Here is a 23,290-nt window from a genome sequence, read left to right as displayed (position 1 = left end):
GCACGGGTCTGGCACCGGCGGCCGGAGAAGGACGAAGGACCGCCCCGGCTCTCCTGAAGGGGAGGCGGGACGGTCCTAGGCTGCCGTGCGGGGTTCGGCCGGTACGGTCAGGCGATGCCCGGACTGTCCGCGGCGCCCGCGACGGGTGCGCCCGGTGCGCCCACCGTGGCCGGCGGAAGGTCCACCTGGACCCCGGGGTCGCCGGCGTCCGCCGTGTAGTCCTCCGGCGACGTCTCGTCGATCCCCGCCGGTGCCTTGACGGCGTTGAGGACGAAGGTCAGCACCACCGTCACCAGGACGTTCATCACGAACGCGGTGAGGCCGGTGTAGCCGATCTCGCCGAGACCCGGTATGTCCTTGGAGGACCCGCCGAAGTGCTTCTGCGTGGGGCTCGCGACACCGTAGGCGGCGAGCGTCCCGTAGAGCATGCCGACCGCCCAGCCCGCGAGCAGTGCCCAGCGGTGGAACCACCGGGTGAAGAGCCCGCCGACCAGTGCCGGCATCGTCTGGAGGATCCAGATGCCGCCGAGCAGCTGGAAGTTGATGGCGACCGTCTTGTCCATGGTGAGGACGAAGACGAGCGCGCCCACCTTCACCACCAGCGAGACCAGTTTGGAGACCTTGGCCTCCTGGGCCGCCGTCGCGTCCGGTTTCAGGAAGTCCTTGTAGATGTTCCGGGTGAAGAGGTTCGCCGCGGCGATGGACATGATGGCGGCCGGTACCAGCGCGCCGATGCCGATGGCGGCGAAGGCGACGCCCGCGAACCAGTCGGGGAACATGTTCTCGAAGAGCTGCGGGATGGCCAGCTGGCCGTTCTGCACCTTGATGCCGGCCGCGATGGCCATGAAGCCGAGCAGCGCGAGGAGGCCGAGCATCAGCGAATAGAGCGGCAGGATCGCGGTGTTGCGCCGGATCACATTGCGGCTGCGCGAGGAGAGCGTCGCCGTGATGGAGTGCGGATACATGAACAGCGCCAGCGCCGAGCCGAGCGCCAGCGTGGCATAGCCCCACTGTCCGGTCGCCGCCGGTACCAGCGACCCCCGTGGCTTGCCGGTTGCCGGATTGGTCTGCGCGAAGGCGTGGCCGGCCTTGGCGAAGATGTCGTCGAAGCCGCCCAGCTTGATCGGGATGTAGATGATCGCCACGACTATCACCAGATAGATCAGGCCGTCCTTGACGAAGGCGATCAGCGCCGGGGCCCGCAGCCCGGACGAGTAGGTGTAGGCCGCGAGAACCGCGAAGGCGATCAGCAGCGGGAGGTCCTTGACGAACCAGTTGGTGCTGTTGTCACCGCCGACACCCATCACGTCGAGTACCGCCTGGATACCGACCAACTGCAGGGCGATGTACGGCATCGTGGCGAGGATGCCGGTGATCGCGACAGCCAGCGAGAGCCCCTTGGAGCCGAAGCGGCCGCGGACGAAGTCCGACGTCGTCACATAGCCGTGCTTGTGCGAGACCGACCAGAGCCGCGGCAGGAAGGTGAAGATCAGCGGGTAGACGAGGATGGTGTACGGCACGGCGAAGAAGCCGGCCGCGCCCGCCGCGTAGATGGCCGCCGGGACCGCGACGAAGGTGTATGCCGTGTAGAGGTCGCCGCCGAGCAGGAACCAGGTGACCCAGGTCCCGAACGAACGCCCGCCCAGGCCCCACTCGTCGAGGCTCTCCGACGTGTCGGCGCGGCGCCAGCGGGCGGCCATGAAGCCGACGACGGTCACCGCGACGAAGAAGAAGATGAAGACACCGAGAGCGATGCCGTTCACGCCGTCCTTCATGCTGACGCACCTCCCTTGCGGGCGCGCTGGTCACGCTGCCACAGCTTGTACGCGAGCATCGTGAGCGCAGTCGAGATGAGCACCCAGAGCATCTGGTACCAGTAGAAGAAGGGGATGCCGATGAAGGCCGGGTCCACTTTGGCGTAGGAGCTCACCCAGAGCATGGAGACAAAGGGCGCGATCAGGCATACCGCGATGACCACGCGCCCCGGCGTGATCAGCGGTCTTTTCTCGGGCATGGTGCGGTCCGTCCCCTCACTGAGCACCTGGTGTAACGCGCAGGCAATCTAAAGGAGGGAGTTCGGGCTGCGTAACCCCTGTCCGCATATCGGAACGACAACATCGTTGAATTCATCCGAATCCCGCGATGGCCGAGCCGCGGCGGACGCCCTTGTCCCCTGCTCTGACGCAAGGACGTTAGGGCAGGTGGGAGCCTGGCGCTACACCCGTGCAGCAGATCGGCCGGCCGGGGCGCGGGTTCAGTCGTTGGGCCGCCGCAGTCGCGCGACGAACTTGTAGCGGTCGCCCCGGTAGACCGACCGCACCCACTCCACCGGCTCGCCGCGTTCGTCGATCGAGTGGCGGGAAAGCATGAGCATCGGCAGGCCGACATCCGTTCCGAGCAGCCCGGCCTCGCGCGGGGTGGCCAGCGAGGTCTCGATGGTCTCCTCCGCCTCGGCGAGCCGGACGTCGTAGACCTCCGCGAGCGCGGTGTACAGCGATGTGTACTTCACCAGTGAACGCCGCAGCGCGGGGAAGCGCTTCGCCGACAGATGCGTGGTCTCGATGGCCATCGGCTCACCGCTGGCGAGCCGCAGCCGCTCGATGCGCAGCACCCGCCCGCCCGCCGTGATGTCGAGCAGCCCGGCAAGGGTGTCGTCGGCCGTTACATAGCCGATGTCGAGCAGCTGGGAGGCGGGTTCCAGGCCCTGGGCCCGCATGTCCTCGGTGTACGACGTGAGCTGAAGTGCCTGCGAGACCTTGGGCTTGGCCACAAAGGTGCCCTTGCCCTGGATGCGCTCCAGCCTGCCCTCGACCACCAGTTCCTGGAGTGCCTGGCGCACGGTGGTGCGCGAGGTGTCGAACTCGGCTGCCAGGGTCCGCTCCGGCGGCACCGGGGTGCCGGGCGGAAGGGTTTCCGTCATGTCGAGCAAGTGCCGCTTGAGGCGGTAGTACTTGGGGACGCGTGCGGTACGTCCCGGCGCCGCGTTCCCCGTCTCGGTGCTGCCCCCTTCGGTGCCCATCGCCTGCCTTCCCGAGTGCTGCGCTGCTGCCGTCACCGGCTCCTCCGTCTGTCGCGGCTCACATGGTGGCACGGTCCGGTAGCGGGACGTCGACCTGCCTCAGGTGTCGGTCCGATAACGGACACGACAGCCTTCTTATACACCCTTGACACCCCAATAGGTCTAGGCCAAGCTCCCGGTACTGGTCTAAACCATTAAAGACCAGATCCCAGCCCCACAGGCAGAACTGGCTCCTGGTCGCATGTCTTCGCGGTGGGTGGGGGGGTTGCAGGCATCCCTGAGGAGGGTGACGTGAAGCGCAAGCTCAGCGCGGCGATCGGTGTCGCGGGCATGTTGGTCAGCATTGCGGCGTGTGGCTCCGACAGCAAGGACGGCGGCAGCAAGACAGCCGAGCCGAAGTCGCTGACCGTGTGGCTCACGGTCGATGCCCAGAAGAACTGGCCCGAGCTCGTGAAGGCGGCGGACGACGCCGTCGTGGCCAAGCACCCGGGACTGAAGGTCAAGCACGAGTACTACGGCTGGCCGGACAAGAACACCAAGCTCGACGCGGTCCTTGCCACGGACAAGGCGCCCGATGTGGTCGAGATGGGCAACACGGAGATGCTGCCCTACACCCTCAAGGGTGCGTTCGCCCCGGTCGACGCCTCGCAGTTCGACAACTCAGGCCAGTGGCTCGACGGTCTCAAGGCCTCGGTCACCTATGACGGCAAGACCTACGGCGTGCCGTACTACGCCGGTGGCCGTGTGGCGACCTGGCGCAAGGACATCGCGACCAAGGACGGTGTCAAGGCCCCGCCGAAGACGTACGCCGAACTGACCTCCGACCTGGACAAGATCCAGAAGAAGGAGGGCGGCAAGTTCAGCGCCTGGTACCAGCCTTCGCGTGACTGGTACGCGGCCATGTCCTTCGTCTACGACGCCGGCGGCTCCATCGCGAAGGAGGAGGGCGGCCAGTTCAAGGCCAACTTGTCCTCCCCCGAGTCCCTCAAGGGCCTCAACGAGTTCAAGAAGGTCCTCGACACGTACATGCACGGCGACAAGACGAAGGACGAGTCCGACCGTCCGATCGTCTACGGCCAGGGCAAGTCCGCGCTCATCTTCGGCGCCGGCTGGGAAGGCAGCACTGCCGCGCTTCCCGAGAACGACAAGGTCGGCAAGCTGGCCGACAAGCTCGAGAGCTTCGTGATGCCCGGTCCTTCCGGCAGCCCCCTCCCGGTCTTCCTCGGCGGCTCCGACCTGGCCGTCCCGGTCAAGTCCAAGGCGCAGGGCGCCGCAGCCGAGTGGATCAACGCCTTCGTCGGTGAGAAGGGCCAGAAGACCCTGATCGCAAAGGGCAACCTGCCCAACAACAAGACGGATCTGGGACCGCTGAAGGCGGACCCGAAGACGACCGTGGCAGCGACAGCGGCCGAGTCCAGCTGGTTCGTTCCGATGGCGCCGGGCTGGGGCCAGGTCGAGAAGGCCCAGGTCCTGCAGACGATGCTGCAGTCCATCGGCACCGGCAAGAAGTCGGTCGAGGACGCCGCGAAGACCGCGGACGCCGCGATCGACAAGGTCATCAACACCAAGTGACCTGACGGGCAGGGTCCTTCCGCTCCTGGGAGCGGAAAGGGCCCTGCCCCGGCCCGTACCAAGAGAGGGACTGCTGAGGAGCACCTGATGAGTGCCGCAGAGACAACCACCGCAAAGGTGCCGCCGCAGCGGCGCTCACCATCGTCTGTTCCCGACGCCGGCGGCCCGGCCCAACCGGTCAGATCGCGGCGCAACGGCAGCGCGGCAGTGCCGTGGGCGCTGCTCGCCCCCTGCCTGCTGATCCTCGCCCTGGTCCTCGGCTATCCCCTCTACCGGCTCGTCACCCTCTCCTTCCAGAAGTTCGGACAGCCTCAGCTGTGGGGCTTCAAGTCCGCAGAGTGGGTCGGCTTCGACAACTTCGCCACCATCCTGGGCGACAGCGAGTTCTGGCAGGTCGTCCTGCGGACCGTTCTCTTCGCCGGGTGCGCGGTCGTACTGACCATGGTGCTGGGCATGCTCATCGCCCTGCTGCTCCAGCAGGTCTCCGGCTGGGTGAAGACCCTCATCAACATCGCGCTGGTGGCGAGCTGGGGCATGCCCATCATCGTGGCCGTGACCATCTTCAAGTGGATGTTCGACTCCGACTACGGTGTCTTCAACTGGCTGCTCAGCAGGATCCCCGGCGTCGACATGATCGGCCACAACTGGTTCGCCAGCGGCACCCAGGGACTTGCCGTGATCATGCTGCTGGTGGTCTGGGGTGCGGTGCCGTTCGTGGTCATCACACTGAGCGCAGGTCTCACCCAGGTGCCCAAGGAGCTCGAAGAGGCCGCCCGGCTCGACGGTGCGGGTTCCTGGGGCGTGTTCCGCCATGTGACCGTGCCGATCCTCAAGCCGATCATCGTGATGCTCACGACGCTCTCGGTGATCTGGGACATGGGTGTGTTCCCGCAGGTCTTCGTGATGCGAGGCGGTCACCCCGAGGCCGAATTCCAGCTGCTCACCACGTACTCGTACGACAAGGCCTTCGTGGTCAACGACTACTCCGGCGGATCGGCGATCGCCTTCGTCACCGTGCTTCTGCTGCTGGGTGTGGTCGCCGTGTACATGCGCCAGATGCTTCAGATCGGAGAGGTCGAGTGACCACGACCGCCGCGTCACCCGCCGTCACCCGTTCCCGGCCCCGCCGGAAGAAGTCCAGGCTGGGCTGGAACATCGTCGGCCTGCTCGTCTTCGTGGTCGTCGGCTTCCCGGTCTACTGGATGCTGAACACGGCGTTCAAGCCGGCCAAGGACGCGATCAACCCCGACCCGCACTTCTTTCCCAGCGTGCTGACGCTGGACAACTTCCGCAGGGCGCTCAAGGTCGCCGACTTCTGGGGGCCGATCGGGCGCAGCGCCATCGTCTCGGTCTCCGTGGTCGCCATCGGGATCGTCATCGGACTGCTGGCCGCGCTGGCGATCTCCCGGTTCGCCTTCCGGGGCCGCAAGATCGTGATCATCGGCATTCTGGCGGTCCAGATGGTGCCACTGGTCGCCATGATCATTCCGGTCTTTCTGCTGCTGAACGACCTGGGTCAGTACGACCAGCTCACGGGCCTGATCATCACCTACCTGACCTTCATCCTCCCGTTCACGGTCTGGACGTTGCGCGGTTTCATCGTCAACATCCCCAAGGAGCTGGAGGAGGCGGCCATGGTCGACGGCTGCACCCGCACCGGCGCCTTCATCCGGGTGGTCTTTCCGCTGCTCGCGCCCGGGATGGTCGCCACCTCCGTCTACGGGTTCATCCAGGCGTGGAACGAGTACCTCTACGCCCTGATGCTGATGAGCCAGCAGAAGCAGACCGCCACCGTCTGGCTGAGCAACTTCACCACCCAGCACGGCACCGAGTACGCACCGATGATGGCCGGCTCCACGATGATGGCCATCCCCGTGGTGATTCTTTTCCTCCTCGTCCAGCGCAAGATGGCCGCAGGTCTGACGGCCGGCGCGGTGAAGGGATAACGCCCACCCATGACCACCACCGCTACGGGCACGGACACGCTCACCCGCGACGCGCTCGCCGTTCTCCAGCCCGGATTCGTCGGCACCTCGGCCCCCGACTGGCTGCTGCGCCGGATCGGCGAAGGGCTGTCCTCCGTCGGACTGTTCGGCCGCAACATCGCCTCGCCCGGTCAGCTCGCCGCACTCACGGCACAACTGCGTGCGGAGCGTGACGACATCCTGGTCGCCATCGACGAGGAGGGCGGCGACGTCACTCGTCTCGAAGTACGGACCGGCTCCTCGTTCCCCGGCGGTCTCGCGCTCGGCGCGGTGGACGACGTGGAGCTGACCAGGGCCGTCGCTCATGAACTTGGCCGCAGGCTTGCCGACTGCGGGGTCAACCTGAACTGGGCGCCGTCCGCCGATGTGAACTCGAATCCGGACAATCCGGTTATCGGGGTGCGGTCCTTCGGCGCCGACACGGCCCTGGTCGCCCGGCACACCGCCGCGTACATCGAGGGTCTGCAGGCCGCCGGAGTCGCCGCCTGCACCAAGCACTTCCCCGGCCACGGCGACACCGCGGTCGACTCCCACCACGCGCTGCCCCGTATCGACGTCGACCTGCAGACCCTGCACGCACGCGAGTTGCTGCCCTTCCGGGCTGCCGTGGCAGCCGGTTCCAAGTCCGTCATGAGTGCGCATATCCTGCTCCCGGCACTCGACCGCGAGCGCCCCGCGACGCTGAGCCCGCAGATCCTCACCGGCCTGCTGCGTCAGGAACTGGGATACCAGGGGCTGATCGTCACCGACGGTATGGAGATGCAGGCCATCGCGTCGACGTACGGCATCGAGCGCGGCAGCGTCCTCGCCATCGCGGCGGGTGCCGACGCCATCTGTGTCGGCGGCGGCCTCGCGGACGAGGACACCGTGCTGCGACTGCGCGATGCGCTGGTCGCCGCGGTAAGGGCAGGGGACCTGCCCGAGGAACGGCTGGCGGATGCCGCCGCGCGGGTGCGTGCGCTCGCGGAGTGGACCCGCCAGGCCAGGGGGGCGTCGGAGTCGGGCGCGGCATCGCAGGAGGGGGCCGCGTCCGGCTCCGGGATCGGACTCACCGCTGCCCGCCGGGCGCTGAAGGTCACCGTGGGCGAACGCCTGCCGCAGACCATGGCGCCGTATGTCGCCGCCTTCACCCCGGTCGCGAACATCGCCGTCGGCGACGAGACACCGTGGGGCGTCGCCGCCGAACTGACTGCCCTGCTGCCGGGGACCGAGACGGGTACCTACGATGCCCGCTCGACGGTCGACGAGGTGCTGGGAGCGGCCACCGAGCGCCGGATCGTCGCGGTGGTCCGCGACATCCACCGCCACCCCTGGATGGCGGCCGCTGTCGACGGCATCCTCGCCGCCCGACCGGACACCGTCGTGGTCGAGATGGGAGTCCCGCAGGCACCACCGCGCGGCTCACTGCACATCGCCACCCACGGCGCCGCACGGGTCTGCGGCCGGGCGGCGGCGGAGGTGATCGCCGGCGTCATTCCGGTGTGACTCCGGCGGACCGGCCGAACCACGCGAAGAGCCGGGGCACATGGCCCCGGCTCTTCGCACGTTCCGGACCTAGAGTCCCTGCCACTCCGGCTTCGCCGCGTAGGTGGCCCGGAAGTACTCGCCCAGCTTCAGCTTCACCGCGGCCGCCTCGTCGACGACCACCGTCGCGTGCGGGTGCAGTTGCAGTGCCGAGGCCGGCACGAGGGCGGACACCGGACCCTCGACGGTCTGTGCCACCGCCTCGGCCTTGCCCTCGCCGGTGGCCAGCAGCACCACATGGCGGGCCTCCAGGATCGTCCCGATCCCCTGGGTGATGACGTGGTGCGGCACCTGGTCCATGTCACCGCCGAAGAACCGGGCGTTGTCGACCCGGGTCTGCTCGGTGAGCGTCTTGATCCGGGTGCGGGAGGCCAGCGACGAGCAGGGCTCGTTGAAGCCGATGTGCCCGTCCGTGCCGATGCCGAGCAACTGCAGATCGACACCGCCCGCCGCGGCCAGCGCACGGTCGTAGGCCTCGCAGGCCGCCGGGATGTCATCGGCCGAGCCGTCCGGTCCCATGAAGGAGGACTCGGAGAGCCCGAGCGGCTCGACGACCTCGCGCAGCACCACGGAGCGATAGGACTCGGGGTGCCCGGCCGGCAGTCCCACGTACTCGTCGAGCTGGCAGATCCGGGCCCGCCCGGCATCGACGGCCTTCGCACGGACCTTGGCCGTCAGGGCCTCGTAGACGGGAAGCGGGGTCGAGCCGGTGGCGACGCCCAGCAGCGCACCGGGCTTGCGGCGCAGCAGATCCGCCATGGCCTCCGCGATGACCTCGCCACCTGCCTTGGCGTCCGGGACGATGACAACTTCCACGCTGGGCCTGCCGATCTGGAGAGTGCAAACATGTGGTATAGACCAATCTAGCAGAGCGGAGTGCTCCGGCTAGCGGTTCGCTGTCATCTCATGCTCGATGGATGGCACGCGGAACGCACACGGGGCCGGCCGGCGGAGGCACTCAGAGGTACTTCGCGTGGAGCGCGGCATGATCCGACGTTCCGCGTGCGGGATCCGGCTCGGACTGCCCTGCGGCCTGGCCTCGATGTCCACGACGACCGCCTACCGGGCCGAACCGGACTTCAGGGATGTACTGCTGATCACCGGCAGTCAGCCGGCGGCTCCCCGGACCTGGTCGCCTCCACCCAGGCGGCGCGGCAGGCCGGAGCGGAGACACGCTGACTGAGCCCGGAAAACGACTGCGGGCCGCGGCGCCAGTGCGGACAGGACCCTCAGCCTGTCCGGCCGGCACCGCAGCCCTCAGCTGCATCGACCGTCGGGTGTGCGGTTCCCGGCGGTCGCGGGGAGGACAGGGCGCAGTCAGGGCAGATAGCGCCGTGTACCTCGATTCTGCTCTCCTGTGCGGGGAGAACAGAAGCTTTGCACGGACATTGTGGACTAGACCATTACCCGCTGTCCATGCATGCGTCAGCATCAAGTGTGACAGGTACGCTCACCTCTGTGCCCTCCATGAACGATCTCGTACGCCAGCACACCGCTCTGAGCGACACCGACCTCGAGTGGCTGCATCTGCTGGTCTCGGAGTGGCAACTGCTCTCCGACCTGTCATTCGCCGACCTCGTGCTGTGGGTTCCCACCCGTGACGGCACCCGCTATGTCTCGGTCGCGCAGATGCGACCGAACACCGGGCCCACCTCCTACCAGGACGACATGGTGGGGCACCTGGTCCCGCGCGGCCGCCGCCCGCTGCTCGACGCCGCACTCGACGAGGGCCGGATCGTCCGTGAGGGCGACCCCGAGTGGCGTGAGGAGGTGCCGGTGCGGGTCGAGTCCATCCCGGTACGCCGCGAGGGACGGGTGCTCGGAGTGATCGCCCGGAACACGAACCTGCTCACCGTGCGTACTCCTTCACGCCTCGAACTCACCTATCTCCAGTCGGCGTCCGACCTCGCCCAGATGATCGCCGCCGGTTCGTTCCCGTTCCCCGGTCAGCAGGTCGACATGGACGCCTCGCCCCGGGTCGGCGACGGCATGATCCGTCTCGACGCGGACGGGGTGGTCCAGTACGCCAGCCCCAACGGCCTCTCCGCGTACCACCGCCTGGGCCTCGCGTCCGATCTCGTCGGGCAGCACCTCGGCCAGCTCACCACCGACCTCGCGCCGTCCCGCGGTCCGGTCGACGAAGCCATGGTCAAGCTGGCCAGCGGTTATGCACCGCGGGAGACAGAGGTCGAAGGCAACGACGGTGTGATCCAGCTGCGCGCGATCCCGCTGTCACCCAAGGGCACCCGGATCGGATCGCTGGTGCTGCTGCGGGACGTCACCGAACTGCGCAGACGCGAACGGGAGTTGATCACCAAGGACGCCACCATCCGGGAGATCCACCACCGGGTGAAGAACAACCTCCAGACGGTGGCCGCCCTGTTGCGGCTGCAGGCTCGCCGGATGGACTCCGACCGCGGCAGGGAAGCGCTCAACGAGGCGGTGCGACGGGTCGGGTCCATCGCCATCGTCCATGAGACGCTCTCGCAGAATCTTGACGAGCGCGTGGAGTTCGACGAGATCGCCGACCGGGTCATCGCGATGGTTTCCGAGATTTCGCCGGGCAAGGTCAACTGCCGTCGTACGGGCCGCTTCGGCATTCTCGACGCCGAGGTCGCCACGCCGCTCTCGATGGTGCTGACCGAGGTGCTGCAGAACGCTCTCGAGCACGCTTTCGCACCGGGAGACCTCGGCACGGTCGAGGTCTCCGCGGTCCGCGGCGGTCAGCGTGATGACGCACGGTTGCTGATCACGGTGCGCGACGACGGGCGCGGGCTGCCCGCCGGCTTCGATCCGCAGACGGCAGGAAATCTGGGGCTGCAGATTGTGCGGACCCTCGTCGAGGGGGAGTTGGGCGGCTCCTTCGACATGGTCCCGGCCGTGGACCGTGGCACCCAGGTGGTGCTCGACATACCCGTGCCGGCCGACAAGTAGCCGCTCCCGCATACCGGCACCGGCCGCCCCCCGCACAGCAATGAGCCCCGGACCGAAAGGTGATTCGGTCCGGGGCTCACTGTCCTACGTTGCGCATCGGGGTACTGCGCGCTGCGTTTCGGGGGCGACGGTGAGTGCGTACTCGCTGTACGCGCGCCGCCGGCTCAAGCTCGTGACAGGGTGGTTCAGGCGGTCGCGTTACGCGCCCGGTTGCGAGCGGCACGACGCTTCATTGCGCGGCGCTCGTCCTCGCTGAGGCCACCCCAGACGCCGGAGTCCTGACCGGACTCGAGCGCCCACTGCAGACACTGCTCCATGACGGGGCAGCGGCGGCAGACGGCCTTGGCTTCCTCGATCTGCAGCAGCGCGGGACCGGTGTTGCCGATGGGGAAGAACAGCTCCGGGTCTTCCTCACGACAAACGGCGTTGTGACGCCAGTCCATGGCTGCTACCTCTCTTAGGGTGTTGCATGCAGATTGCTTGTGAATGTGAACGCTTTCACGAATCCCTCCACAGCTGAAAGGACGACTTCCAGAAGGGCTGGTTGTGGTCCTGGGATGCGAGGAGGGGTTCTGGCTTTCAGGGAGGCCGGTCCTGCGGGCCGTCCCGATCGCCATGTAGAGATTCGCAAACCTCGGCGGCGGATACAACCCCTTCCGGAAAGTTTTTTTTGATTCCTCGGTGTCGGCTAGGTCACAGCCGTACTTCCATGGGGTGGAGCCGCGCCCAAACGTTCGAGTTAAAGGACTTTTGGCTCTTCCACTCACACAATCACACGCAGTGCACGGCGTACGCCTGTGAACGTCACGCTCGTACGCAGTCCCAGGTGGTCGCCGTCCATCTGGAAGGGCAGTGGGGCCTTGGAATGCAAGGAGAAGTCCGTCAGGTCGTGCAGCGAAACCGCGTGCTTTCCGTGCGGACCCCGTTCGGGTGTCGACGTCAGCAATTGCGTGGTGAAACGCGTCACCGCGGGGGTCGACAGCTTCGTCAGCCCGAGCACATCGAGCGCGGTGTCGAAGGAGGCGTCCGGGGAGGCGTAGATCGGACGATTGCCCAGGTAGGTATAGGGAGACGTGTTACAGACGATGGACGCCACTATGTCCTTCACCGGTTCCTGCCCCGGGCACTCGAGAGTGATCACGCCGTGGCGCCGGTGGGGCTCATCGAGGAACTGGCGTACCACCTGGCGTACGTAAAGGGCGTGCGTCGACTTCTTCCCGCGCTCCCTCTGCTGTTCGACCCGGCCCACCACCCCGGCGTCGAAACCGAGCCCGGCGCAGAAGGTGAACCAGCGGGAGGCGACGCTCTCGTCCTCGGTCCCGGGTGTGCCGGCCGCCAGGCCGAGTCCGACCGTCCGCTCCCGGCGCTCACGGAGCGCATCCAGAATCGCGCCGGTCGCCTCCACGGCATCGTTGGGCAGACCGAGCGCGCGGGCGAAGACATTGGTGGATCCGCCGGGGACGACTGCGAGTCCGGGCAGGCCCTCGGGGTCCGGGCCGCGGTGCAGAAGACCGTTGACGACCTCGTTGACGGTTCCGTCGCCGCCCAGCGCGACGACCAGATCTATGTCACTGCTCTCGGCGGCCCGTCTGCCGAGGTCCTGGGCGTGCCCCCGGTACTCGGTCGTGACGACCTCCAGCTTCATCTCGCTGGCGAGGGCGTGGATCAGTACGTCGCGAGTGCGGGCACTGGTGGTGGTTGCTGCCGGATTGACCACGAGGAGTGCGCGCATGGGCAGAAGGTTACCCATCGCGAGGTACTGGGCCCAGTCCGGCCTCGGTCCGGTCAGCGCACCGCCCGCTACCCTGCAGGGGTGAGTACCGAGCAGACCGCCGAGTCCCCCGAAGCCCGCCCCGCCCGTCTGACCGCCGCGGCGGCGCTGGCCGCGTTCGAGGGCGTTGCGCTGGCCGCCGGAGGTCTGTACGCGATCGGGACCGGTCTCTTCGGCGACGCCGCCCGCGGGCAGGCGGTCATCACCGGGCTGACGCTCATCGTGCTGGCGCTCATCCCGCTCGTCGCGGCGCGCGGACTGCTCGGGCGCCGGAGCTGGAGCCGTGGGCCGGCGATCATCACCCAGCTCATAGCGCTGCCGGTGGCGTGGACGCTGCTGTCGGCCACGGGGGTGCTGATCCCGGCCGGTGCGGCGCTCGCGGTGGTGGCGGTGGTGGCGCTCGGGCTGCTGGTGAACCCGACGACGGCGAAGGCGCTGGGCATCCGGGGTCCCCGGGGCGCCTAGGCGGAGGGCCGCCCAGGGCGCGGCGCCTCGCCTGCTGCCCTCCCCGGCCGGCGCCGGAGAGGGCAGGAGAGAGATGTCTCTACTCCTCCACCAGCAACCGCTCCCGCAGCTGTGCCAGGGTCCGGGCCAGCAGCCGCGAGACGTGCATCTGCGAGATTCCCACTTCCTGGGCGATCTGCGACTGCGTCATGTTGCCGAAGAACCGCAGCAGCAGAATGCGCTTCTCCCGCGGCGGCAGATCCTCGAGCAGCGGTTTGAGGGATTCTCGGTACTCGACCCCCTCGAGCGCCTCGTCCTCCGAGCCCAGGGTGTCGGCGACCGCCGGGGACTCGTCGTCCGTGTCGGGGACGTCCAGGGAGAGCGTGGAGTAGGCGTTCGCGGACTCGAGCCCTTCCAGCACCTCCTCCTCCGAGATGCCCAGCCGCTCCGCCAGCTCATGCACCGTGGGAGCCCGCCCGTGCTGCTGTGAGAGCTCCGCGGTGGCCGTGGTCAGCGAGAGGCGCAGCTCCTGGAGGCGGCGCGGCACGCGGACCGCCCAGCCCTTGTCACGGAAGTGGCGCTTGATCTCCCCGACCACCGTCGGTGTCGCATAGGTGGAGAACTCCACCCCGCGCTCCGGGTCGAACCGGTCGACCGACTTGATCAGCCCGATGGTGGCGACCTGGGTCAGGTCGTCCAGCGGCTCGCCGCGGTTGCGGAAGCGCCTGGCCAGATGCTCGACCAGGGGCAGATGCATACGGACCAGGCTGTTGCGCAGCTCGGCCTTCTCCGGTGATCCGTCCGGGAGCTTGTGCAGCTCGATGAACAGCGCCCGCGCCCCGTTCCGGTCGCGGGGGTTGTGGTGCTCGTGGTTCTCGTGATGCTCGCTCATGAGGCCCGCCTGATCCGCCGACTCCAAAAGGCCTTCCACCGGGTGCGGCCGGGCCTGCTGCTCCGGGATGTTTCCCGTACTCAGCGTAGGTGCGCGGCGCTCGTCGTCCCGCACCGGTCCGTCCCCGCTCACGCCGGCCCGGGTCCCGCGCCGCGCTGTTTGTACAGACTGATACTGACCGTACGGTCGTCGGCGACCGTCGAGTCGACCTTGCCGGCGAGTGCGGAGAGCACTGTCCAGGCGAAGGTGTCGCGCTCGGGTGCGCGGCCGTCGGTCGTGGGGGCGGACACCGTCACCTCGAGGGAATCCTCGATCAGCCGGAACACGCAGCTCAGTACGGAGCCGGGCACGGCCTGCTGAAGCAGGATCGCGCAGGCCTCGTCGACCGCGATGCGCAGGTCCTCGATCTCGTCGAGCGTGAAGTCCAAGCGTGCTGCGAGGCCGGCCGTGGCCGTACGCAGCACAGACAGGTAGGCACCCGCAGCGGGCAGCCGGACTTCTACGAAGTCCTGGGTCCCGGGCTCGCCTGCGATCTGGGACACCCTCACCTCCAAGGTGGCACAAGCTCGTTCATGGTCGGGAAGATCTTCCTCCCGCAACCGTGTGTGACATGGTCGCTTCCTGACGTCGTGACGCTATCGCGATCCATGGTTCCCTGTCGCCGGGGCCCCCACCCAACGGTTGTCACTCATGGTAGGCCCGCAGGTACACACAGTGGCTAGGGGTGTGCGCGCTCCATCGAGGAGACGCCGTTCTCCGGAATGCCGCGGCCGTCCCGCAGGTTGCAGCCCACGGGCGCAGCCAACTGGAAAGATGCAGCGACCGATTGACGTACCCAGTTGTGGACGATCGAACCCCTGAGACGCAAGGAATCCCCGAGGGCGCCGAATCCCCGGCGCGCAGGCCTCAGACGATCGAGCCGTCGACAAAGCACCACCGCCAGCTCTCTCCCGGCTCGTAGCTGCGCATGACCGCGTGTCCGCTCTCCTTGAAGTGCCCGGTCGCGTGCTGGTGGGGTGAGGAGTCGCAGCAGCCGATGTGCCCGCACACCAGGCACAGCCGCAGCTGTACGGGGTGGCTGCCGACCGCGAGACACTCCGGACAGGTGTCGCTCAGCGGTGTCGGCTCGGGGCGGGGGAGTTCTTCAACATGCTGGCACTCACTCATGATTGTCAGGTTACGACGGACCGGGGACAAGGGCGGGCTGGTTGATGGATGCGTTGGCGCTGGTGGCGCTGGTGGCCGGAAGTGCGGCAGTGGCGGGTGCCGCGCGCAGGACATCGGTGCCCGCGCCGCTGCTGCTGGTGGCGGTGGGCCTGGCGGCCGCGTATGTGCCGGGGGTGCCGCAGTACGCGCTGGCGCCGGGCGTCGTGCTCCCTCTGCTGCTTCCGCCGCTGCTCTACACGGCCGCGGTGGATTCCTCGTACCTCGACCTGCGGGCGAACCTCCGGCCCGTCGCGCTGTTGTCCGTGGGCTATGTCCTGTTCGCGACGGTCGCGGTCGGCTGGCTCGCGTATCTGATCGTGCCGGACCTGCCGCTGACCGCCGCGCTGGTGCTCGGTGCGGTGATCGCCCCGCCGGATGCGGTGGCGGCCACGTCCATCGCCCGGCGGGTGGGGCTGCCCGCGCGGATCACCACCGTGCTGCAGGGCGAGTCACTGGTCAACGACGCGACCGCGATCACCGCCTACAAGGTGGCACTGGCCGCCGCTGTGGGCGAGGGCGTTTCCTGGGCCGGCGGTATCGCCGAGTTCGCACTCGCGTCGCTCGGCGGGATCGGTGTCGGGCTGATCCTGATGATGCCGCTGCACTGGCTGCGCACCCATCTGCGCGAGGCGCTGCTGCAGAACACGCTCTCGCTGCTGATCCCCTTCGTCGCCTACGCGGCCGCGGAGCGGGTGCATGCGTCGGGGGTGCTGGCCGTGGTGGTCGTCGCGCTCTATCTCGGGCACCGCAACTGGCAGGTCGACTTCGCGACCCGGCTCCAGGAGGAGGCGGTGTGGAAGATGGTCGCCTTCGTCCTCGAATCCACGGTGTTCGCGCTGATCGGACTGCAGCTGCCCATCGTGCTGCGCGGGCTCGGGGAGTACGGGGGCTGGGAGGCCGCCTGGTATGCGCTGGCGGTCTTCGTGGTGGTCGTGGCGGTGCGCTTCGTCTGGGTGTTCCCCGCGACGTTCCTGCCCCGGATGGTGTCCGCCGCATCCGGGCCAGGGAGCCCGACACGAGCTGGACCGCCCCGGTCATCGTCGGCTGGGCCGGGATGCGCGGTGTGGTCTCGCTCGCGATCGCCTTCTCCATCCCGCTGGCCTCGCACGGCGCCGACTTCCCGGCGCGCAACCTGGTGCTCTTCCTGACCTTCACGACGGTGATCGCGACGCTGGTCGTCCAGGGGCTCTCGCTGCCGCCGCTCATCCGGCTGCTCAGGGTCCCCGGCCGCGATGTACACGCCGAGACCCTGGCCGAGGCCCAGGCGCAGAGTGAAGCGTCGTCGGCGGCGGCCGACCTGCTGGACCGGCTGCTCGCCGATGAGGCCAACGCACTGCCGCAGCCGCTGGCCGACCGGCTGCGTACGGTGCTTGAGCGGCGTCGCAACGCGGTCTGGGAACGGCTCGGCACCGTCAACCAGAAGACCGGGGAGACGGCAGACGACACCTACCGGCGTCTGGCGCGGGACATGATCGAGGCCGAGCGGACGGTATTCGTGGAGCTGCGTGACCACCGGCGGATCGACGACGAACTGCTGCGGACGCTGCTGCGCAGGCTGGATCTGGAGGAGGCGGCGGCCTATCGGGAGGAGACGGGCTGACCCGTGATGACGGCCGCGACGCGAGTGCCGGGCGGGAATCGGCCCTCGGCGGCCAGCGTCATCAGCCCGTACAGCATCTTGGCGACGTAGAGCCGCTCGACGGGCAGCCCGTGGCGTTCCTCGAAGTCGGCGGCGAAGGTCTCGAGGGTGGCGGTGACCCGGGCGTAGCCGCCGAAGTGGAAGCGGTCGTCGAGGCTCCATTCGCCGGCCCGCCCGCCGAAGGCGGCCCGCTGGAGCGCCTGCACCTCCTTGCCGAGGAAGTCACCTCTGAGCACCGGGAACCCGATGGCCCGCTGCCCGGGGGCCAGGCCGGCCGCCAGGCCCGCGATGGTGCCTCCGGTGCCGACGGCCACCGCGACGGTGTCCGCGAGGCCGTGGAGTTCCCTGCCCAGGTCCGCGCAGCCCCGCACGGCGGGAATGTTGCTGCCGCCCTCGGGGACCACATATGTCCCGGCGCCGGCCAGACCGGCCGGGACCGCCTTGGCCCGGTAGGCCCCGCGGTCCACGAAATACAGGCGCATACCGTCTGCGGCGCACCGGGCGAGTGAGGGGTTGAGCGGCCGGCCGGCCAGTTCGTCCCCGCGGACCACGCCGATCGTCGGGAAACTGAGCAGCCGGCCGGCGGCCGCGGTGGCCCGCAGATGGTTGGAGTAGGCGCCACCGAAGGTCAGAACGGTGCGGCCGGCCGCGGCCGTCAGGTTCGGGGCGAGTTTCCGCCACTTGTTGCCGGGCAGATCCGGGTGGATCAGATCGTCGCGTTTGAGCAGCAGCCGCACCCCGTGACGGGCGAAGCGCCCGTCGTCGACCGGCTGCAGCGGGGACGGGAGTGCGGGCCGCAGCCGGGAGGGATCCGGAGCTCCACGAGGCATGCCCCCATTGTCGCTCCGGGGGTGGTGCTCCCGGCCGCGGGGGCCGGGATCGGGGGCCGGGGTCTCAGCTCCGGGCGAGCCAGAGGTCGGGGCCGAACACCTCGTAGTGGATGTCCGCTGCCGCGACACCCCTGGCCAGCAGCTGGGCGCGGACCGACCGCATGAAGGGCAGCGGCCCGCAGAGGTAGGCGTGGGTGCCCGTGGCGACCGGGATCCGGCTCAGGTCGACACGACCGGTGCGGTCGGCCGGGTGGCCCGGCTCGGGGAGTTCGTACCCGCGATGACGCCCCGCTCCGCGTACAGCCGCGCTTCGGCGGCGATCAGCGCGTTGGCCATCAGCCAGTAGACCTCGTCCCAGGCGGCGGCGACCTCCGGGGTGACCGCGTCGCCGAGCACTTCGGTGATGGCGGCGAAGAGATGGGTGTGCACCACCGCGTACTGCGCCGGGGCGATGCCGAGCGAGGCGTGCTTGTGGGCTGTCCGGCCGAGCATCACGTCCGGGCGGACGCCCGGGTGCTCGACGAGCTGGGCCGCGAACGCGGCCACGGAGCCTGCCAGGGCCTGCCGCTGAGTGCCCGATGCCTGGTTGCCGCGGTTGAAGAGATCGCGCAGCAGCTCGGGGCGGGCGGCGAACAGCTTGCGGTAGAAGAGATCGGCGATGTCCCCGATGGCCGCGCCGACGGCGGGCAGGGTGGCGCGGATGGTGGCGGTCGATGTCTCGGTGAGCACCGGTGGACTCCTCGGTTGCCGGTTGCCGGTTGCGGCTGCCGTGCCCGGCTGCCGCAGCCGATTTAATTGGAATGTGAGATGCATATTCTGTGAGATGCGTCTGCGGGGCCCCGGTTCGCCGTTGCGGCGAGCCGGACGGATGAATGGACCGGGAGCTGTGCGATACGGGCGCGGTGCGCGGTCAGCTTCCGGCGGGGCGGCCGCCGCTGATGCCGATCAGCAGCGGTCCGGTGGGGGAGGCGACGAGATCGCCGACGGTGACCGGATCGAGCGTCGCGTAGAACGCCTCCTGCGCATCGCGCAGTGCGGTGCGCAGGACGCAGGCCGAGCGCAGCGGGCAGGGAGTGTCGCCCTCGCATTCGACGACATCCCCCGGCCCTTCCAGCTCCCGGGCCAGGGCGCCGACCGAGGCGGACCGGCCCGCTCCGGTGAGGGTGAGTCCGCCGCCCCGGCCGCGGCGCGCCTCGACCAGGCCGAGGTGCTGAAGCCTGGCGACGATCTTCGCCGCGTGCGTGTACGGCACCCGCATGGTCGCCGCCACCTCCCGGGTGGTCGGCGGGTCCCCGCCCTCCACGACGGCCAGGCGCATCAGCACCCGCAGGGCCACGTCGGTGAATCTGGTCAGCCGCATGGCCGTCAGACTAGATAACTTGCATATGGGATGCAACTTAAAGCTGCGCGGGACGGCGCCGGCCGGCCAAGGGCGACGCTGCCCTTCTCAAAGCCCTATTAGTCACACTCTTTTGTGTAATAGCGCGCTTACCTCTCCGGCTGGAAGGGTTCTTCACGCAGGTCAGCCCATGATCGAGAGGACGACAGATGTCCGTTGGTGAAGAGGTTCGCGACACGCAGGCACCGCCGCAGCAGAGTCTGGGCACGGCAGCTGCGCGGAACCTCGCGACGACCACCAAGTCCACGCCGCAGATGCAGGAGATCACCTCCCGGTGGCTGTTGAAGATGCTGCCGTGGGTCCAGGTGCAGGGTGGTACGTATCGGGTGAACCGGCGGTTGAGCTACTCGGTCGGCGATGGACGTGTGACCTTCGTACAGACCGGCGGACAGGTCCGGGTCATCCCCGCCGAGCTCGGTGAACTGCCCGCCCTTCGGGACTACGAGGACGAGGCGGCGCTCGCCGAGCTTGCCCAGCGCTGTACCCAGCGGGAATTCGAGCCCGGCGATGTGCTCGCCACGACGGGCGACGCGGCCGACCGGGTGTTCCTGCTGGCGCACGGACGGGTCGAGAAGATCGGGACAGGGCCCTACGGGGACGAGACGGTGCTCGGTGTCCTCGCTGACGGGGCGTATTTCGGCGATCAGGCCCTCATCGAGGAGGACGCCACCTGGGAATACACCGCCCGCGCAGCCACCTCCTGTGTGGCCCTCGAGCTGACCAGGTCCGATGTGCTGAACCTGGCGGAGCGCGCCGACTCACTGCGCGACCATCTCGCCGCCCTGCTGGCGATTCCGCATCAGCGCACCAACAAGTACGGCGAAGCCGCCATCGACCTTTCGGCGGGGCATGTCGGCGAAGCCCTCGTACCGCACACCTACGTCGACTACGAGGGTGCGCCACGCGAGTACGAACTGAGCGTCGCCCAGACCGTGCTGAAGGTCCACAGCCGGGTCGCCGACCTCTACAACCAGCCGATGAACCAGACCGAGCAGCAGTTGCGGCTCACCGTCGAGGCGCTGCGCGAGCGCCAGGAGCACGAGCTGATCAACAACCGCGAGTTCGGGCTGCTCAACAACTGCGACTACGGACAACGCCTCCAGCCGCACGACGGGGTGCCCGGCCCCGACGACATGGACGAACTGCTGTCCCGCAGGCGGGGCTCGAAGCTCTTCCTGGCGCACCCCAAGGCCATCGCCGCATTCGGCCGTGAGTGCAACAAGCGCGGTCTGGTGCCGGAGAGCGTGGAGGTCGGCGGACATCACGTGCCCGCCTGGCGCGGCGTCCCGATCTTCCCGTCCAACAAGATCCCGGTCAGTGACGCCCGCACCACATCGATCATCTGCATGAGGACGGGCGAGACGGAGCAGGGAGTCGTCGGACTCCAGCAGAGCGGTATCCCCGACGAGATCGAGCCGAGCCTCTCGGTCCGATTCATGGGGATCGACGAGCAGGCGATCATCTCCTATCTGGTGACGGCGTACTACTCCGCCGCGGTACTGGTGCCCGACGCCCTGGGGGTACTGGAGAACGTCGAGGTCAGCCGCTGGCGGTGAGGCGACGATGACCCGGATGTGCCGGTCCCGGCAGCTCCGCACCACCGCCGCTGCCGGGCCGGCACACCCGGGCCGTCCAGGACCTCCGTTCGTACGCAGCAGAGGAAGTGACCGTGACCATGACCAGTACGGACGCCGCCACGGAAGGCCATGAGGCCGCGGCGCTCCTCGAACACACCCGCGCCGTCGTCGACCCCGAGCTGCGCGCCGCTCTCCAAACCCTTCCCAGGCCGCTGCGCCGTATCGCCATGTACCACTTCGGCTGGGAGCACGCCGACGGCACCCCTGCCGCAGGACAGGCGGGCAAGGCGATCAGACCGGCCCTCGTCCTCGCTGCCGTGCAGGCGGTCGGCGGCAACACCGGACGGGCGGTCGGAGCGGCCGCCGCCGTGGAGTTGGCGCACAACTTCACGCTGCTGCACGACGACGTCATCGACCGGGACACCACCCGCAGACACCGTGCCACCGCCTGGACGGTTTTCGGTATACCCGACGCGATCGTCGTCGGTGACGCGATGCAGGCACTTGCCCTGCGGCTGCTCGCCGATGACGGGCACCCCGCCGCCGTCGCCGCTGCCGGGCGGCTCGCGACCTGCGTCATCGAGCTCTGCGCCGGGCAGCATTCGGACTGCGCCTTCGAGACCCGTGACGATGTCTCGCTGGCCGAATGCCTGACCATGGCCGAGGCCAAGACCGGTGCGCTGCTGGGCTGCGCCTGTGCGATCGGCGCGCTGTACGGTGGCGCCGGCCCCGAGGAAGCCGCGGCCATGGACGCCTTCGGGCGGGAGGCCGGGCTGGCCTTCCAGCTGATCGACGATCTGATCGGGATCTGGGGAGAGCCCGCCACTACGGGCAAGCCGGCCGGGGCGGATCTCGCCGCGCACAAGAAGTCGCTGCCGGTGGTCGCCGCGCTGGCCTCGGGCACCGCGGCGGCCGCCGAGCTCGCCGAGCTGTACCGGGGGCCACTGGACGCGGAGGGTATCCGGCGGGCCGCTGACGCGGTCGACCGGGCGGGCGGCCGGGACTGGGCTCAGACCGAGGCGGCCGACCGGATGGCGCGCGCCCTCGGTCACCTCTCCCGAGCGGTCCCCGATCTCACCGCGGCCGGCGGGCTGCTCTCCCTGGCGGAGTACGTCACGCGGCGCAGCCGCTGAACCGCCCGTCCCGTGGTCCGGCCCAACTCTAAGATCGCGTTGCTGAGTTGCAGCGTGATGGAACAGCTGGAGATGAGGGACCGGACCATGGGCGTGGCGATACGACAGGCGGGCACCGGCGACCGTGAGGCGCTCGTACGGCTGCTGGACGAGGCCTTTATGCAGGACCCGGTGAGCAGCTGGGTCTTCCCCGATGAGGCACACCGCAGAAGGGTGCACGGGAAGTTCCTCGGAGTCTTCATCGATATGACCCTCACCGAGGGGAGGGTGGATCTGGCAGAGGACGGTTCGGCGATGGCCCTCTGGCTCGACGTTCCCGCCGGTCTGCCCGAAGAGGAGGACGACACTCCCGCCCGGATGCGGGAGATCGCCGATCCGGAGAATGAACGGGCTGAGCAGGTGGGCCGGTTGATGGGCAAGGTCCATCCGCACGACCGGGCGCACGCCTATCTGCTGATGATCGGGGTGACCCCGGAGCACCAGGGTGAGGGCCTTGGCACGGCACTGATGGCGCCGGTGCTCGAGCGCTGCGACCGCGAAGGCGTCCCCGCCTATCTGGAGGCGAGCAGCGCACGGAGCCGACGCCTCTATGAGCGGCTCGGTTTCGCCTTCATGGGCACCGCCGTCCAACTGCCCGAAGGGCCTCAGATGTGGCCGATGTGGCGTGAGCCGCGAGGCTGACCGGGGGCGGCGGCCGGGCACCCCGGGAACGGGATGCTTGTGACGAAGTACACCAGGAAGCAGTAATTCCGGACTTGGTCACTCTTGGTGACGGCGGGCTGGTGGCACCGCTACAGTCGCGCTCATGACACCACAGTCATGGGCCGGCTGGTACCGGGACAGCCATGGATCAGATGCCCTTGTGATCAGCGCAGTCGAGCAGCAACTCCACACCCGGATCAGAGGTGTCGACTATGCGGGAGCGTCGTTCGACTCCCTCGAACCGGTGGATGGCACCCGGTCGGAGGGCGTCGGGCCGCTGAGCGACTGCGTCCTGGAGTGGGACATGCCGCTGCCGGTCGTAGCCGCCGACAGTACGGCCCAACAGGCCACACTCAGCTGTCTGCTGGCCCTGCGGCGGCCGTCCACCGACCTCGGAGTCACCCTCCACTACGGCGGCACGAGTTATGTGTCGGGCAACGACCAGGGCGACTTCGGAGCCGCGCTGGCCCTCATACAGGAACAGTTGCCCTCCGGAGCCACCCTCCAGGTGCCGTTCACGGCCGGTGTGTGACCGCGCCGCGCCCGGTGGCGCTGGGATGACACCGGATCGGCTGCCGGGGTAGCGAAGGCGAAGGGCCCGGCAGCCGCTGCCCGGTCGGCCCGCCGTCCGACCGGCACGGCCGGGACGGACCGTACTTTTTC

At 68.7% G+C, this 23,290-nt stretch carries 21 protein-coding genes and 3 pseudogenes; 12 read left to right on the top strand and 12 right to left on the bottom strand.

The window, feature by feature from the left end; genetic code table 11:
* Positions 1–107: 107 nt before the first annotated feature.
* From mctP to OHS16_RS09745, 3 genes are all read right to left on the bottom strand, one after another.
* Positions 108–1,775, bottom strand: a complete 1,668-nt coding sequence (gene mctP / locus OHS16_RS09755; RefSeq protein ID WP_328536776.1) for a monocarboxylate uptake permease MctP — start codon at positions 1,773–1,775, stop codon at positions 108–110.
* Complete coding sequence (locus tag OHS16_RS09750; protein ID WP_328536775.1) at positions 1,772–2,014, bottom strand: DUF3311 domain-containing protein; 243 nt, start codon at positions 2,012–2,014, stop codon at positions 1,772–1,774. The genes mctP and OHS16_RS09750 overlap by 4 nt, the downstream gene beginning before the upstream one ends.
* A gap of 240 nt (positions 2,015–2,254) precedes the next feature.
* Positions 2,255–3,019, bottom strand: a complete 765-nt coding sequence (locus OHS16_RS09745) for a GntR family transcriptional regulator (RefSeq protein WP_328540783.1) — start codon at positions 3,017–3,019, stop codon at positions 2,255–2,257.
* Between the two features lie 291 nt (positions 3,020–3,310).
* Here OHS16_RS09745 and OHS16_RS09740 point away from each other — a divergent pair, with 291 nt between their 5' ends.
* The 4 genes from OHS16_RS09740 (at position 3,311) to OHS16_RS09725 (ending at position 8,061) form a co-directional block, all read left to right on the top strand.
* Positions 3,311–4,591 (top strand): extracellular solute-binding protein, encoded by a 1,281-nt coding sequence (locus tag OHS16_RS09740; RefSeq protein WP_328536774.1) that lies wholly within the window; start codon positions 3,311–3,313, stop codon positions 4,589–4,591.
* 87 nt (positions 4,592–4,678) lie between these two features.
* Positions 4,679–5,674, top strand: a complete 996-nt coding sequence (locus tag OHS16_RS09735) for a carbohydrate ABC transporter permease (protein ID WP_328536773.1) — start codon at positions 4,679–4,681, stop codon at positions 5,672–5,674.
* Positions 5,671–6,537: a carbohydrate ABC transporter permease gene (locus OHS16_RS09730; protein ID WP_328536772.1), complete on the top strand. Its 867-nt coding sequence runs from the start codon at positions 5,671–5,673 to the stop codon at positions 6,535–6,537. Before OHS16_RS09735 ends, OHS16_RS09730 begins: the two co-directional genes overlap by 4 nt.
* A gap of 9 nt (positions 6,538–6,546) precedes the next feature.
* Positions 6,547–8,061: a glycoside hydrolase family 3 protein gene (locus tag OHS16_RS09725; protein ID WP_328536771.1), complete on the top strand. Its 1,515-nt coding sequence runs from the start codon at positions 6,547–6,549 to the stop codon at positions 8,059–8,061.
* Positions 8,062–8,130: 69 nt separating this feature from the next.
* Here OHS16_RS09725 and nagB read toward each other — a convergent pair whose 3' ends face one another.
* Complete coding sequence (nagB, locus tag OHS16_RS09720) at positions 8,131–8,916, bottom strand: glucosamine-6-phosphate deaminase (RefSeq protein ID WP_328536770.1); 786 nt, start codon at positions 8,914–8,916, stop codon at positions 8,131–8,133.
* A 193-nt stretch (positions 8,917–9,109) separates the two neighbouring features.
* On the opposite strand from nagB, the pseudogene OHS16_RS09715 reads away from it, so the two are divergent.
* Both OHS16_RS09715 and OHS16_RS09710 read left to right on the top strand, forming a co-directional pair.
* Positions 9,110–9,273 (top strand): annotated as a pseudogene (locus tag OHS16_RS09715) (SIS domain-containing protein); the annotation flags it as partial.
* A 294-nt stretch (positions 9,274–9,567) separates the two neighbouring features.
* Positions 9,568–11,034 carry a sensor histidine kinase gene (locus OHS16_RS09710; RefSeq protein ID WP_328540782.1) on the top strand — a complete coding sequence of 489 codons (1,467 nt, stop codon included), beginning with the start codon at positions 9,568–9,570 and terminating at the stop codon, positions 11,032–11,034.
* A 185-nt stretch (positions 11,035–11,219) separates the two neighbouring features.
* On the opposite strand, the gene OHS16_RS09705 is transcribed toward OHS16_RS09710, so the two are convergent.
* Together OHS16_RS09705 and OHS16_RS09700 are read right to left on the bottom strand one after the other, a co-directional pair.
* Positions 11,220–11,477, bottom strand: coding sequence for a WhiB family transcriptional regulator (locus OHS16_RS09705; protein WP_004937597.1), 258 nt, complete (start codon positions 11,475–11,477; stop codon positions 11,220–11,222).
* Between the two features lie 320 nt (positions 11,478–11,797).
* Positions 11,798–12,766: a diacylglycerol/lipid kinase family protein gene (locus tag OHS16_RS09700; protein ID WP_328536769.1), complete on the bottom strand. Its 969-nt coding sequence runs from the start codon at positions 12,764–12,766 to the stop codon at positions 11,798–11,800.
* Between the two features lie 81 nt (positions 12,767–12,847).
* Here OHS16_RS09700 and OHS16_RS09695 point away from each other — a divergent pair, with 81 nt between their 5' ends.
* The gene (locus OHS16_RS09695; protein WP_328536768.1) at positions 12,848–13,270 is read left to right on the top strand and encodes a hypothetical protein; all 423 of its coding nucleotides are present in this window, start codon (positions 12,848–12,850) and stop codon (positions 13,268–13,270) included.
* Between the two features lie 79 nt (positions 13,271–13,349).
* Here the strand turns inward: OHS16_RS09695 and OHS16_RS09690 are convergent, their stop codons facing one another.
* From OHS16_RS09690 to OHS16_RS09680, 3 genes are all read right to left on the bottom strand, one after another.
* Entirely contained in the window at positions 13,350–14,381 is a 1,032-nt protein-coding gene (locus OHS16_RS09690; RefSeq protein ID WP_443042755.1) for an RNA polymerase sigma factor SigF, read from the bottom strand.
* Complete coding sequence (locus OHS16_RS09685; RefSeq protein WP_328536767.1) at positions 14,270–14,683, bottom strand: anti-sigma regulatory factor; 414 nt, start codon at positions 14,681–14,683, stop codon at positions 14,270–14,272. The genes OHS16_RS09690 and OHS16_RS09685 overlap by 112 nt, the downstream gene beginning before the upstream one ends.
* Before the next feature lie 364 nt (positions 14,684–15,047).
* A complete protein-coding gene (locus OHS16_RS09680) occupies positions 15,048–15,308 on the bottom strand; it encodes a UBP-type zinc finger domain-containing protein (protein WP_328536766.1) in 261 nt (86 codons plus the stop codon).
* A gap of 44 nt (positions 15,309–15,352) precedes the next feature.
* Between OHS16_RS09680 and OHS16_RS09675 the strand changes: the two are divergent.
* A pseudogene (locus OHS16_RS09675) lies at positions 15,353–16,947 on the top strand (Na+/H+ antiporter).
* On the opposite strand, the gene OHS16_RS09670 reads toward OHS16_RS09675, so the two are convergent.
* From OHS16_RS09670 to OHS16_RS09660, 3 genes and pseudogenes are all read right to left on the bottom strand, one after another.
* Positions 16,926–17,816, bottom strand: a complete 891-nt coding sequence (locus OHS16_RS09670) for a 1-aminocyclopropane-1-carboxylate deaminase/D-cysteine desulfhydrase (RefSeq protein ID WP_328536765.1) — start codon at positions 17,814–17,816, stop codon at positions 16,926–16,928. The pseudogene OHS16_RS09675 and the gene OHS16_RS09670 sit on opposite strands and share 22 nt — an antisense overlap.
* Before the next feature lie 64 nt (positions 17,817–17,880).
* Positions 17,881–18,545 (bottom strand): annotated as a pseudogene (locus OHS16_RS09665) (globin domain-containing protein).
* A gap of 181 nt (positions 18,546–18,726) precedes the next feature.
* On the bottom strand, positions 18,727–19,176 hold the full coding sequence (locus tag OHS16_RS09660) for an Rrf2 family transcriptional regulator (protein ID WP_328536764.1): 450 nt from the start codon (positions 19,174–19,176) through the stop codon (positions 18,727–18,729).
* 188 nt (positions 19,177–19,364) lie between these two features.
* Between OHS16_RS09660 and OHS16_RS09655 the strand changes: the two genes are divergently transcribed.
* The 4 genes from OHS16_RS09655 (at position 19,365) to OHS16_RS09640 (ending at position 23,159) form a co-directional block, all read left to right on the top strand.
* A complete protein-coding gene (locus tag OHS16_RS09655) occupies positions 19,365–20,771 on the top strand; it encodes a family 2B encapsulin nanocompartment shell protein (RefSeq protein ID WP_328536763.1) in 1,407 nt (468 codons plus the stop codon).
* Between the two features lie 119 nt (positions 20,772–20,890).
* On the top strand, positions 20,891–21,925 hold the full coding sequence (locus tag OHS16_RS09650) for a family 2 encapsulin nanocompartment cargo protein polyprenyl transferase (RefSeq protein ID WP_328540780.1): 1,035 nt from the start codon (positions 20,891–20,893) through the stop codon (positions 21,923–21,925).
* Positions 21,926–22,012: 87 nt separating this feature from the next.
* The gene (locus tag OHS16_RS09645) at positions 22,013–22,606 is read left to right on the top strand and encodes a GNAT family N-acetyltransferase (RefSeq protein ID WP_328540779.1); all 594 of its coding nucleotides are present in this window, start codon (positions 22,013–22,015) and stop codon (positions 22,604–22,606) included.
* A 124-nt stretch (positions 22,607–22,730) separates the two neighbouring features.
* Positions 22,731–23,159: a DUF6304 family protein gene (locus OHS16_RS09640; RefSeq protein WP_328536762.1), complete on the top strand. Its 429-nt coding sequence runs from the start codon at positions 22,731–22,733 to the stop codon at positions 23,157–23,159.
* Positions 23,160–23,290: the final 131 nt, after the last annotated feature.

It is taken from the genome of Streptomyces sp. NBC_00344, assembly GCF_036088315.1.
GTDB lineage: Bacteria > Actinomycetota > Actinomycetes > Streptomycetales > Streptomycetaceae > Streptomyces.
Note: the sequence above shows the minus strand (reverse complement) of the source record. Positions and strands in the feature narration are given on the sequence as shown.